Raw genomic sequence first — 13,017 nt, forward strand, 5'->3', positions numbered from 1 at the left:
ATGCGATGTTTAAGTCAGCTTTTTCTCACAATCTTCGCGATGGGTGCGGTCGTCATGGTGCAAAGTCTGGGCGGGAACAATTCTGGAGAAGCATATCGCCTTATTGATGTTGTTGAAATTTTAAACATGACTAGTTGAATTTTTGTATTACATATCATCTGAATAAACGGTAACGTTATATTCTGTAAGCTAGAACTATTTTCAAAAGGGGGCCCAAAGAGTGAAAAAAAGGTATTTGGCCAAAGTTTAGTCAGAATTATACTCGAGGAGGAATAAATAATGAAAGTGTCGTCGTTTTCTTTTGTACGTCTTCTTATGCTAACCGTTATTTTTGCTTTAGTCGTCTCGCCGTTCAGTTCCGCCGTTTTGGCTGCTAGCGATCAGGACCGTCCTTGGATGAATACATCCCTTTCAGCTGAACAACGTACTCAGCTGCTGCTTAACGTAATGACATTAGAAGACAAAGTCGAATTTATTACCGGTGATAATATACCAGAAGCTGCCGCATTCTACAATAAAGGCTTAGACAAATACGGTATTCCTGAATTGCGATTGGCAGATGCAACGCTCGGCATTCGTATTCAGAATCCGAATTTGAGAGGCAGACAAGTGACTAATATGCCGGCCACGATTGGACTGGCTGCAACCTGGAACCCGGCAATTGCTAAAGAATACGGGGATGTAATGGGGAATGAGGCTTTTAATACAACCCACAATGGCATGCTCGGGCCTGCCGTGGATATTGCCAGAACTCCTATCGGCGCAAGAAACTTTGAAGGTCTCGGTGAAGACCCGTTACTGGCTGGCGTACTTGGTGAAAATTATACAAAAGGGATCCAAAGCTACCCTGTAATGGCAACCGCAAAACATTTTGTGGCCAACAATCAGGAATTGAACCGTTTCGAATATAATGTCGAAGTCAGTAATCGGGCCCTAAACGAAATCTATGCAAGACCTTACACAAATCTCATTAATAATGCTGACGTAGCAAGTGTCATGTGCTCCTTTAACAAGTTAAACTCTGTATTTGCTTGTGAGAATGGAGATTTAATGAACAAGCTGTTGAGAGACAATTTGGGCTTTAAAGGCTTTGTTCAGAGTGATTACTATGCTTCGAAAACGACTGCAGGTTCCATTAATGCTGGTTTGGATATTGAAATGCCCGGGGCACCTTGGGGTCATTGGGGCAATCAATTGGTGGAAGCCGTTAAAAACGGTGAAGTCACTGAAGCTAGAGTAAACGAAGCCGCATATCGTATTTTATATCAAATGTTTGATAAAGGATTATTTGACCATCCTGTACAAAATAATGAAATCGACACAGTAGCACACCGGGCAGTTTCCAGAGAAATCGCTGCTCAATCGATGGTTCTTCTTCAAAACAAGGATAATGTCTTGCCGTTCAAAACCGATAAAATCAAATCTATTGCTGTTATCGGACCGGATGCGGATAATACTTCCGCGCAAGGCGGCGGAAGTTCCATTGTCCTTGCTTCCAATGGAGTGAGCCCGCTTGAAGGGATTAAAAACCGTGCAGGAAGAGATATCAAAGTAGAATATCTTCCAGGAACAGATCCTATTGGCGCAGGAGATCTTGTGCCTGGCCCAGAGCCTGTTCCATCCGCTTTCTTATCCCCATCTGCAGATTCAAATGAGCAAGGTCTAAAAGCAGTTTACTGGGATAATGACAGAATGGAAGGAAACCCGGTACATGAAAATGTGGTAAAACAACCGAACTTGCAGCTTGGCTTCTATAACTATGATGGATTGAACGCGAATTCACCTAAAATCGGCAAGCTTCCTTGGAACGTCACGTCGAACAATTCAATTCGATATACCGGGGTAATCCATGTTCCAAAAACAGGTGATTACACGCTTTCCACGACCAGCCTTGGTTCCAGCAAAGTGTATATCGATGGAAATCTGGTTATCGACAATGCGGGACAAACGCTTAACACTGTAGAAAAAACGGTAACCTTAGAAGCTGGTAAAGAATATCCGATTCAGATTGATTTCAAATCAGATTATCCTATGGAAACTGGCCCAGGACGCGACAAAGAATCCAAGCTGCGTTTCGGCTGGAAACCTGCGGATGATGTTGTAGACAGTAATATTGCTGCAGCGGTTGAGTTGGCGAAAAAATCCGATGTCGCCGTAATCGTAACAAGAGATTATCAAAGCGAGGGCACGATCGACCGTGCCGATATGAAACTTCCGAATAACCAAAGCCAACTGATCAGAGAAGTTGCCAAAGCCAATAAAAACGTTGTTGTTGTCAATGAAACTGGTAATCCGGTTGAAATGAACTGGAAAGATGACGTTGCCGGCATTATTCAAGCTTGGTACCCGGGGGATGAACAAGGGAATGCGATTGCCGATGTATTATTCGGGGATGTGAACCCGTCCGGCAAACTGCCTGTAACTTTCCCGGTGAATGTTAATGAAACACCGACATCCTTTGACGGCGCATATGGCTTCGATGAATCAAAATATTTGGAAGGCGTCTTTGTCGGATACCGCGGTTATGAGAAAAATGGCATTCAACCAGCATACTCATTTGGACATGGTCTTTCTTATACAAGCTTTGATTATAAGAACTTAAAAGCAAAAGTTTCTTCTACGAAAAACTCGGACGAACCTGCTTTTGAAGTAACATTAAACCTTAGAAATACAGGGAAAGTAAAAGGTTCTGAGGTCGTGCAAGTGTACGCAGGGAAACTGCCTACAGAAGTAGACACTGCTCCGAAACAATTGGCCGGTTTCCAAAAGGTTGAATTAGAGCCGGGCAAACAAACAAAAGTAACCATCAAACTTGATCCTAAATCGTTCTCTTATTTTGATGAAGCTACAAATAAATGGGTAATGCCTTCCGGTGAAGTACCCATCTATGTAGGTAGTTCTTCCACAGATATTCGCTTGGAAGGTTCGATTACGGTTTCCGGTGATATTAGCAAAAACTTCAATGAAGTGAGCAATGCAAAATAAGAGAAAAAAATATCGCGGACGCAAAAACAAATCAGACGAATTAAACTCAGCCAGAATTCCCAGCACCACGTTTTATTGAGGACCCTCGTTTCAGAAGATTGAGCTTTTCCCCACAATAATAATTGTGGGGAAATTTTTTTAAAACAGCTTCGCAGAACTGTAGCGGACAACAGGCGGATCATATTTTGTCTGGCAAAGCGAATGAGCCAAAGGGGATGAAATTAATCTCAATGGAGGAACAAAAGATGCGCCATCGGACAGGATGGATTCTCACTATATTCGTAATCGGACTGTTGATCATTCTCGTTAATCGTAATACCGTTCCCGAATATAAAGCAGAGGTTTGGTTAACCACGGAGGACCGGTCCCATTTGTTATCGCCGCAAGCTTCAGCCGTGTTTGCTGACGATAACGGAAACTCCTTACAGGTCATCGATGTAAACCCGGATGTCCGATATCAGACGATGGACGGTTTTGGCGCGGCGGTCACGGGTTCTTCCGCCTATTTGATTAACCAAAAAATGTCGTCTGCTGGGCGGGACGCTTTGATAGAAGATTTATTTACGAGTCGAGGAATCGGCTTGAATTTTATTCGCCACACCATAGGGGCGTCAGATTATTCAGTGGATCAATACGGTAATCCAAGCAGCTATACGTATGACGATATTCCTTCAGGGACGGACTACGAACTGCAGCATTTTTCGATTGAGAAAGACAAGGAGGTCATTCGCCTGCTGAAGGCGGCGGTGGACAAAAATAAAAGCATCAAAGTGCTCGGTACGCCATGGACGGCACCGCCCTGGATGAAATACGGCTCTCAAACCTATAACGGCTGGTATTTGAATTATATGGATCCGCGTATTTATGAAACATATGCTAATTATTTTGTCCGATATATCCATGCTTTTGCCCAAAATGGCATCCCGATCTATGCCATTACCGTCCAGAACGAACCGGAGTTTTCCACCCCGGATTATCCGAGCATGAACATGAGCGCTCCCGAACAAGCAATGTTTATCCGCGAATATTTGGGTCCCGCTTTTACCAGGAATAGAATTCCTGCTAAAATTATCGCCTTCGACCACAATTGGGACAAAGGGGTGAGTTACACCGGGCAGGTGCTCAGTGACAGCGGCGCAAGCCAGTATATCGACGGTACCGCCTTTCATTGTTACGGCGGAACATCCGATGCGATGACGAGTGTTCACCGTGCTTTTCCTAGTAAACATGTTTATTTCACCGAGTGCAGCGGGGGAGAGTGGAGTACCGACTTCGGCGATAATCTAAGCTGGTTCATGTCCAATCTCATTATCGGTGCGCCCCGGAATTGGGCAAAGTCCGTACTATTATGGAATATTGCCCTTGATCCCGACGGGGGGCCCAAAAATGGAGGTTGCGGGAATTGTCGAGGCGTAGTCACCGTTGATCCGAAAAACGGCGCAGTGACGAAAAACGTGGAATATTTTGCGATCGGTCACAGCAGTAAATTCGTCTTGTCCGGAGCGACGCGGATCGACTCCACAAATGATGATGGAAGTATTGAGACTGTGGCGTATGAAAATCCGGACGGGTCTATTGTGCTGATCGCGGTGAATACCGGCCCCGAAGCCACTTCATTCAATGTACGCTGGAAAGCTAAATCGTTCGCTTACACCCTGCCTTCCCAATCGGCGGTTACATTCCGGTGGAATTCCTCTGTCGATTGAAAAGGCGGATTCGAGTTCTCGGGTACAACATCTCTGATATACGCAAACTTAAGGGCCGTTATCTGACGGTCTTTTCGTTTAATAATAAATCCCAGAAAACTATAAGGTAATTCTAAGGTATTTCGAAGATGAATCTCAGGTATCTCGCCAATTTGTCAGGTAAAATCAATAACGAAAGCGGTCATTCATCACATAAGGTCAGGGGGTGATCCGCGAAATAACCGGGTCCGTATCCATAAATTCGAAGTTGCAAGTGCAGTTCCGTCCTCAGACAAGGAGGTTATAGTGTAGACAAGGAGATAGGATTTTAGGAAAAACTACTTATTGGAAGGTGTTAAAATGAAAAAAAAATTTACTATCGCTCATTTCCTCAAACTCACCGTTATGGCACTGGGCTTAGTATTAACCACGACCGTCGTTAGCGCTGCATACACGCCGGACATGTCCAATGGAGCAGACAACTTTTATAAGAGCGACCAGGTAACCATGCAGAAGGTTTCGTTTAAAAATCAATACGACATGAAAGTTGTAGGGAATCTTTATACTCCCAAAGGTTTGAAAAAGAACACCAAAAGTTCCGCGATCATTGTCGGACATCCTATGGGCGCAGTAAAAGAACAAAGTTCGAATCTGTATGCCCAGAAAATGGCTGAACGGGGATTCGTTACTTTGTCCTTGGATTTATCTTTCTGGGGAGAGAGTGAGGGTCAGCCTCGCAATGCTGTTTCGCCGGATATCTATGCCGAGGATTTCAGTGCTGCGGTGGATTTTTTGGGCACCCGGCCGTTTGTTGACAGGGATCGGATTGGTATTCTCGGGATTTGTGGCAGTGGGAGCTTTGCCATCAGCGCAGCCAAGATCGACCCGCGCATGAAAGCCATTGCGACAGTCAGCATGTACGACATGGGCGGTGCCAACCGTAATGCGCTTAATCATTCCCTGACACTTGAGCAAAGAAAGCAGATCATTGCAGAGGCAGCCGAGCAACGCTATGAGGAGTTTACGGGCGGTGAAACCAAATACACCAGCGGGACAGTGCATGAACTAAATGAAAACTCTACCGCCATTGAGCGTGAGTTTTATGACTTCTACCGGACTCCAAGAGGTGAATACACCCCTAAAGGTCAGTCGCCAGAACTTACAACGCATCCGACGCTTACCAGCAACGTCAAATTCATGAATTTTTACCCGTTCGAAGACATAGAGACGATTTCTCCTCGTCCAATGCTTTTCATCACGGGTGAAAACGCTCATTCCAGAGAGTTCAGCGAAGAAGCCTACAAGCTGGCGGGCAAAGAGAAGGAACTCTACATTGTTCCGGGCGCAGGTCATGTGGATCTGTACGACCGGGTGAATTTAATTCCCTTTGACAAGCTCGAGTCCTTCTTCAAAGAAAATCTGAACAAAAAATAAGGCTTGTATTGAAGAGCGTAGAGAGCTTCGACCAATCGTACTTTGAGTGAAACCGCTGTGTGAATCCCGTATATCTTGTCGGGATTCACACTTTTTTGTCTGAATAAAATTCCACACGGCTATATAGGATAGAAATATTAGCTCCAAAAAAAGATATTTAATAATTTCGATTGTTTTGTTTAATAATCAACAAATCGCGTTAATTTAACGATTGAAAACATCCTGGTTCCTTTTATAATAATAAACAGATGTCTATTAATAAAATCAATATCGGCTTCCTTTGGTTTTTAATTTAATACATTCTCTTCGGCCAGGCTTGAACTGGATGTAGCCAATCCGCTTTTATGCGCTGGGGTACTGTAAAAAAGCAAAGCTTCAAAGTGAGGTATCTCCTAAGGGGGATACCTCACTGATTTATATGCGATGTTTAAGCCAGCTTGTTTCTCACAATCTTCGCGATGAGTGCGGACGTCGCTGTGCAAAGTCAGGGCGAGAACAAACGTGAAGAACCATATCGCTAAGGTGTCATCATTATTATTATTCGCAACCAGTTTATATTTAATGGTCCACTTTATGTATAACGTAGGCAGAGGTGATTATTCTTGTTGCAGCCAGGCAATATTCGAGTGTTGATTGTAGACGATGAAAAAAACATCTTGCAGTTTTTGGAGTTAGGGCTTCAAAACGGCGGATTCCAAGTGCGGACCGCTTCAGACGGATTAGAAGCCGTCGTCCAGGCTCAGCAGTTTCTTCCGCATGTTGTCGTCCTTGACGTGATGATGCCAGGCATGGACGGGTTCGAGGTTTGCAATCTGTTGAAAAAGATGGATAAGATGGGGATCATCATGCTTACCGCCAGGGAAGAAGTTGATGATCGGGTCAAGGCGCTGAATCTGGGAGCCGACGATTACATGATCAAACCTTTCAGCTTAAAAGAGTTGATTGCGCGTATTCATGCCAGGGTGCGCAACATGTTTCCAGAGTTACTTGGTGAAGTGATTCGGGGACCTTTCCGGATTGATGACAGCCGGAGAGAATTCTGGTATCAAGAAGTCCTGCTTGAGCTTTCGCGCACCGAATACGAACTGCTTAAGTTTCTCGTGTTGAATCACGATCGCGTCATGAGCAAATCTTCCATTCTGGATGCGGTATGGGGACACAATTTCGTCGGAGATGAAAATGTCGTGGAAGTATACATCCGATATTTAAGGGAAAAGCTTGAGGATCGCTCGCATCAATTGATCCGTACGATTCGGGGTTCCGGTTACCGGATGAATTTCCAATGAAGGCCCGGTTCCGCTTTTTCCGTCGTGTCGAACCCAATTCTCTTGGCTTCCAGCTCCTCTCTCGTTCCATTTTGATCATGGCTGGACTTTTTATTTTAATTGGCGTTTTTCAATATTTCACGATGCAGAAGTTTTTGTATGATAAAAAGGAGTGGGGGATTCAAAATCAAATCAGCTCCGTCTCACCCGAGATCTGGATCCGATGGAAAGAGGACAGTTCATGGGAAAAAGACGATGTTGATGCGATTAAATCGTTGCAAAACAACGTGGTGACGATCGCGTTCATCGAAAAAAACGGGAATATATCAGATCTGTACGTCGATCCAAACTACCATTTACAGGTTCCCCGGCTGTCAAAGCAGGAATACCGCGAAATTTTTGAAACCGGCAAGATGGCGGATGGTTATAAAATCATCCGGGACGAAAAGAGCAACGTTCAAATGGTTATTTTCCAGCTAGTCGACCCTGCAGATGCGGAAAAGGGCATCGTTCAAGCAACCGTCGATTTGACAGAAACGTTGGCTTTGCAGATGAATTTATTAACCATTATCGTGATTGGTTCGCTGATCGCACTGATTGTGGGGATGCTTACCTTCCGTCCCGTCCTGCAGCGGACCATGGTTCCACTGTCAAATATGGTGAACACCGTGGAACGAATCCACAGCGAAAATTTGGATGAGCGTTTGCCGAACAAACAGGGCCCCGTGGAAGTCGACCGGCTGGCTGTTGCCTTCAACGGAATGCTGAAGCGAATTGAAACCTCGTTTGCTTTGGAAAAAGAGATTCAAGAGCAAATGCGCCGTTTTATCGCTGACGCCTCGCACGAACTACGCACCCCGTTGACCTCGATCCACGGGTTTCTGGAAGTACTTCTCGAGGGGGGCGCGGATAAACCCGATCAACTGCAAATAGCGCTAGAAAGCATGTATAGCGAATCGGAGCGGTTAAATAAGCTTGTCGGAGACCTGCTCTCTTTGGCGAGAATGGAACGCAGTCCGGATGTCCACATGACTCCGGGCAACCTTGGCGAACTTATTCGTCAGATGGAGCCACAGTTGCAAATGATCGCCGGAGCGAGGCGGATTCGGTTCGATTTGATCGATGACCCGGCTATTGCTATTGATCCGGACAAGATGAAACAAGTCATCCTGAATCTGTTTCAAAATGCCGTTCAGTATACCGATCCATCCAAAGGTGATATCCGTATCGGCCTGGAAAAAAGCACCGGGGAAATCAGGTTTTCGGTCCAAGATAATGGTATCGGGATCAAGGAGATTCAAGTTCCGCATCTATTCGAACGGTTCTACCGAGGTGAACCGTCGCGGGCAAGAAAGTACGGCGGGGCCGGTTTGGGGCTGGCCATCACCCAATCGATCGTGGAATTGCACGGCGGCCGAATCGAAGTGGAAAGCAGGGAAGGGGAAGGCACGTTATTTCGTGTTTGTCTGCCGGTTACGTAATTTCCGGTACTACTCTTCCTTGGTTAAAGTTTCTTGCTAACGGGACCTGATAGATCAAATAAGAACAGCGGCAGTCTAGGACTGATATGCTCCCCATACGGTAGACAGGTGAAATAATAAAAGCCTGTTACTGTGAGGGGAGCTTTTCATGTCTAGAGGAAAATACAGTGCTTTCGAGAAACTCACAATTCTCGAAGAAGTAGCAAGTGGACAAATTGGGTTTATGGCTGCAGCAAAGAATTATGGGATTAATAAAACGACTCTGATGAAATGGGAGCGTCGTTACAAACTCTATGGTTATGAAGGGCTGGAGAGTCATACACGAAACCGAAGCTATACGGCCGAACTCAAGCTTCAGGCAGTGAAAGATTACCAGGAAGGCGGATTGTCCGTTAGCGAGTTCAAATAACAACCCACTTGTATTCCAGACGTTGAAACTGGCATTGCAAGCAGCTCCAGGAAGCAGTCCCATGCTTCATAGCGATCGAGGCCAATATACATCTTTGGTCTTCAAAAAGCTTCTGGACGACAATAAATTGTCCCAGAGCATGTCCCGAGTTTGACGATGAGATCGATAATGGCCCAATGGAATCTTTCTGGGAAACCCTAAAATGCGAGAAGTACTATTTACACACGTACCATACCTTTGAGGAGCTCGAGCGGGACATTGAGGCCTATATCCACTTTTACAACAACGAACGATCAAACGAAAATAAACGGCCTCAGTCCGATGCAATACAGGACTAAGGCCGCTTAATTGATTTTATTCTTTGAACTGTCTACTTGACGGGGTGCAGTTCAGACTTTATATTTCCAGTCCAAGGCTGCCGCTCTTTCGTTGTGGGATCAGTCAAATACACTTTGTCTGGAGGTTTGAGTAAGACTAATTGAAATCGCCCAAATAAGCACGGCGATTGCGACTGAGGCTGCCCCGATCCAACAAATCGCTAGTATTGATGAGCTTCCCACGACAATTCCCCCGATGCCGGCTCCCGCGGCAATGCCAAACTGAAGAAAGGAACTGTTTAGACTCAGCATGATACCGGAAGCATCCGGAGCAAGCGAGGCGAGGTTGAAATTCTGGGTCGTACCGAACGACCATGCGGCGATCGTCCAGAGCATAATCAATGTGATGGTGGCGACTACCGATCCAGACATGGTGGACAGCAGCGCGAGGGCGACAACTTGAATGGCCATGCTTCCGGTGAGTGTGCGAGTGGCACCGATCCGATCCGCCAAGAAGCCGCCAAACTTAGAGCCGATCAAGCTCGCGATACCGAGTGCGAAGAAAACGACACTGATTTCCCGTTCACTCATGGACGAAACGGTGTACAGGAAAGGGGTCAAAAAGGTATTGACCACCGAGTATCCGATAAAGACGAAGAACGTTACGCCAAGAGCGATAGCGATGTTGGGCTTCTTCAAGAGGGCGAGTTGCTTGCTTAGAGGGACTTGAGCTTCAGCTTCAAAGGCCGGAATCGTTCGTGCGATGGCGAAGATCGCCAGCAGACTGATGAGTCCGATGCCCCAGAAGATCACTTTCCAATCGTAAGCTTCGGCCACTACACGGCCAATCGGGACACCAATAATAAGAGAGGCGCTAAACCCCGATATAACGGTGGCAATCGCCCTAGCCTGACGTTCATGGGATGCTAGTTTTGGCGCGACAGTCATAGCGGAGATGATAAAAACGCCTGTTCCAACACCAAGTACAACGCGAGCTGCAATTAAATAAACGAGGCTGGAAAGGGCAACAGTCAAAACGCTGCCGAGCACAAGGATAGCGAGAGAAAGCATTAGTAACTTACGGCGATCCATTTTCGCCGCCGCCATCATGACAAGTGGTGGACCAAACGCATAAGCAATGGAGAACACGGTGATTAATTGTCCTGCCGCCGATACTGAAATATTAGCCGAGGAAGCGACTTTATCTAAAATACCTGCAATGACAAACTCCGATGTACCGACGATGAAGCCAATGAAGGCCAGCATATAAATTTTCCAGGTGTTACTCATTTCTTCGATTTACTCCTCTGTTTGTTTTCAAATCCATAATCAATGAGACATGTTTATCCTATACAACTATGTTTGATTAATGAACTTGTATTCACTATTATAGATGTAAACAGGATGCTTGCAATCGTCAAATGGCCGCAAAATGTGCATTATCGAACAGTCAGAAGAGAATTGTTGATTAGCAGCTGCCTTTAATTTATGGTTACAAGTTCTCGGCACCAGAAGAGGTGAGGTATTTCATAAAGATGTGATTGCGAAACTGAAAGGCTTGATCCATGTAATGAAGGGAATCGGCAATAAGCACAATGCAACTTCTGTACAAATTGCAATGGCTTGGGCTATTGCGAAATGAACCGTTCCGATTATCGGCGTTATGAAAACTTCCCATATTACTGATGCTGTAAAAGCCGCTGGAATCATACTGACAGCACAGGAAATCCATGATCTTGAAGCAGGAGCAAATAAGACAGGTATAGTAATCAGGGGAGACTGGGAAAAGCCGATGCATTAAACGTGAACATTCGTTTGGCATCATGAAATCAAACGTACACTCGGGATGGGCTTTCTCCAGAAACCCATAAAGTGATGCATCACGGGCGCCTGATTTTGAAAAAACCGTTTCGCGGAATTTACCGCGAAACGGTTTTTTGGTATGTGCAGATTGCAAGTTTAATTTTTGCGGAATTTAAAAAAAGATATGCAATCACCACGGCGCAGCAGGTGGCCGAGAATGTGCTAAACCGCGAATTCCATGCCGATGAACCGAATGAAATGTGGCTTACCGATGTAACGGAATTCAAGTACGGTCCTGGCCAAAAAGCGTATTTAAGCGCTATATTGGACCTTTATGATAAATCCATCGTCTCCTATGTGTTAGGGAGTTCAAATAACAACCCACCTGTTGTCCCAGAGCATGTCCCAAGTTGGACGATGCATCGATAACGGTCCAATGGAATCTTTCTGGGGGACCCTAAAATGCGAGAAATACAATTAACACACGTACCATACCTTTGAGGAGCTCGAGCGGGACATCGAGGCCTATATCCACTTTTACAACAACGAACGATTACAAGTGAAATTAAACGGCCTCAGCCCGATGCAATACAGGACTAAGGCTGCTTAATTGATTTTTTTTTGTACTGTCTACTTGCCTGGGTGCAGTTCACAAGGCCACCGCTGTTTCTTTTTAGAAGAATAGCGGTACTGGAGGATACATTGAGCTCCGTCTTCCCCTACAATTTTACACGAAATTTCAGCCAACGTTAAGGTAATTCTCAGGTTTCTCAAAGTTAGTTCTCAGGTATCTCGCCACTTTGTAAGGTACAATCAAGAACGATAGCGGTCGTTCGCTCACATAAGGTCAGGGGGATCCAAGAAATAACAGGGATGCGTATCTGCGTAACCATTTATTTGAAGTCGCAAGTTAAGTACTATTTTGCTCCGTTCATCCGTCCATGGAAGCGAGAGTTATTGTAGAAGAATACCGGTATGAAGGATAGAAGAAGCCCCGGTGGTTGCCGGGGCATATTCCGTATCTTTAAAAATAAATGTTAATGAAATTTTACATTGTTCCGTTTCAATTTGTGGCGGGATCTCTCCGTTACTGCTGGCGGCGCCGCAGCTACGGGCTGAGGAGCTGTCGGCAGTAACGCAGAAATTTCAGCTCTTTCGGGAGGTTATGAAAGGGAGTGACAGTTGACAAGAACTTGCGGTGAGGCGTTTGCTCGGAAGTTGAGGTATATCGTTGGGTAGTCATGGGGAGGACATACCGGCATGAGTGATTTGAAAGCGGTGAGGACCGAGTTGGAAGCAAAACGGAAGCAAATGATAGAGTCGGGGATACGGTTGGGATTGTCGCACCTGGAAACCTTGAAGTTATCCCAAGAGGTTGACGAATTGCACAACGAGCACATGCGCATCCAGCGCAGCAAGAAACAATTGAGCAATGTGTTATTGCCAAAACGCAACTTCATGGGAGGCGTTGGTTGGTGGAGCGGAATAACCGTTCATTGGATGTACAAAGGTGTTTTTGTTCGAGGTAGAATTGGCCTTCCGAAACCGGCTAAAGGAACAATTGCTGCTATGCGGATGCGCTTCAGCTTGATGCAGCTATACGTTTCTAAAACTATTTATAAAGGCAGAGGTGATTAG

At 45.5% G+C, this 13,017-nt stretch carries 9 protein-coding genes and 1 pseudogene; 9 read left to right on the forward strand and 1 reads right to left on the reverse strand.

The annotated features are described in order from the left end of the window. Window positions 1–279: 279 nt before the first annotated feature. The 7 genes from MRBLPE1_RS15350 to MRBLPE1_RS15380 all read left to right on the forward strand — a co-directional run bounded on the left by MRBLPE1_RS15350 (window position 280) and on the right by MRBLPE1_RS15380 (window position 9,597). Window positions 280–2,985: a beta-glucosidase gene (locus MRBLPE1_RS15350; protein ID WP_364146621.1), complete on the forward strand. Its 2,706-nt coding sequence runs from the start codon at window positions 280–282 to the stop codon at window positions 2,983–2,985. Window positions 2,986–3,230: 245 nt separating this feature from the next. After that, window positions 3,231–4,691, forward strand: coding sequence for a glycoside hydrolase family 30 protein (locus MRBLPE1_RS15355; RefSeq protein WP_364146623.1), 1,461 nt, complete (start codon window positions 3,231–3,233; stop codon window positions 4,689–4,691). Window positions 4,692–5,030: 339 nt separating this feature from the next. After that, complete coding sequence (locus tag MRBLPE1_RS15360; protein WP_364146624.1) at window positions 5,031–6,104, forward strand: alpha/beta hydrolase; 1,074 nt, start codon at window positions 5,031–5,033, stop codon at window positions 6,102–6,104. A gap of 602 nt (window positions 6,105–6,706) precedes the next feature. Next, window positions 6,707–7,390: a response regulator transcription factor gene (locus MRBLPE1_RS15365; protein WP_414698876.1), complete on the forward strand. Its 684-nt coding sequence runs from the start codon at window positions 6,707–6,709 to the stop codon at window positions 7,388–7,390. Beyond that, window positions 7,387–8,850, forward strand: a complete 1,464-nt coding sequence (locus tag MRBLPE1_RS15370; RefSeq protein WP_364146626.1) for a sensor histidine kinase — start codon at window positions 7,387–7,389, stop codon at window positions 8,848–8,850. The genes MRBLPE1_RS15365 and MRBLPE1_RS15370 overlap by 4 nt, the downstream gene beginning before the upstream one ends. Before the next feature lie 148 nt (window positions 8,851–8,998). Continuing rightward, window positions 8,999–9,259: a transposase gene (locus tag MRBLPE1_RS15375; protein WP_364146627.1), complete on the forward strand. Its 261-nt coding sequence runs from the start codon at window positions 8,999–9,001 to the stop codon at window positions 9,257–9,259. Window positions 9,260–9,435: 176 nt separating this feature from the next. After that, window positions 9,436–9,597 carry an IS3 family transposase gene (locus MRBLPE1_RS15380; RefSeq protein ID WP_364146628.1) on the forward strand — a complete coding sequence of 54 codons (162 nt, stop codon included), beginning with the start codon at window positions 9,436–9,438 and terminating at the stop codon, window positions 9,595–9,597. Between the two features lie 99 nt (window positions 9,598–9,696). Here MRBLPE1_RS15380 and MRBLPE1_RS15385 read toward each other — a convergent pair whose 3' ends face one another. Beyond that, the gene (locus MRBLPE1_RS15385) at window positions 9,697–10,866 is read right to left on the reverse strand and encodes an MFS transporter (protein ID WP_364146630.1); all 1,170 of its coding nucleotides are present in this window, start codon (window positions 10,864–10,866) and stop codon (window positions 9,697–9,699) included. A 711-nt stretch (window positions 10,867–11,577) separates the two neighbouring features. On the opposite strand from MRBLPE1_RS15385, the pseudogene MRBLPE1_RS15390 reads away from it, so the two are divergent. Then, window positions 11,578–11,989, forward strand: a pseudogene (locus MRBLPE1_RS15390) (IS3 family transposase); the annotation flags it as partial. Between the two features lie 650 nt (window positions 11,990–12,639). Then, entirely contained in the window at window positions 12,640–13,017 is a 378-nt protein-coding gene (locus MRBLPE1_RS15395; RefSeq protein ID WP_364146631.1) for an aspartyl-phosphate phosphatase Spo0E family protein, read from the forward strand.

Source organism: Paenibacillus sp. LPE1-1-1.1 (assembly GCF_040676435.1).
Taxonomy (GTDB): domain Bacteria; phylum Bacillota; class Bacilli; order Paenibacillales; family Paenibacillaceae; genus Pristimantibacillus.

What these genes read in the sequence shown, in the direction of transcription:
- MRBLPE1_RS15350 (WP_364146621.1), top strand. Translation starts at nt 280, where the DNA reads ATGAAAGTGTCGTCGTTTTCTTTTGTACGTCTTCTTATGCTAACCGTT.
- MRBLPE1_RS15355 (WP_364146623.1), top strand. Translation starts at nt 3,231, where the DNA reads ATGCGCCATCGGACAGGATGGATTCTCACTATATTCGTAATCGGACTG.
- MRBLPE1_RS15360 (WP_364146624.1), top strand. Translation starts at nt 5,031, where the DNA reads ATGAAAAAAAAATTTACTATCGCTCATTTCCTCAAACTCACCGTTATG.
- MRBLPE1_RS15370 (WP_364146626.1), top strand. Translation starts at nt 7,387, where the DNA reads ATGAAGGCCCGGTTCCGCTTTTTCCGTCGTGTCGAACCCAATTCTCTT.
- MRBLPE1_RS15375 (WP_364146627.1), top strand. Translation starts at nt 8,999, where the DNA reads ATGTCTAGAGGAAAATACAGTGCTTTCGAGAAACTCACAATTCTCGAA.
- MRBLPE1_RS15380 (WP_364146628.1), top strand. Translation starts at nt 9,436, where the DNA reads ATGGAATCTTTCTGGGAAACCCTAAAATGCGAGAAGTACTATTTACAC.
- MRBLPE1_RS15385 (WP_364146630.1), bottom strand. Translation starts at nt 10,866, where the DNA reads ATGAGTAACACCTGGAAAATTTATATGCTGGCCTTCATTGGCTTCATC.
- MRBLPE1_RS15395 (WP_364146631.1), top strand. Translation starts at nt 12,640, where the DNA reads ATGAGTGATTTGAAAGCGGTGAGGACCGAGTTGGAAGCAAAACGGAAG.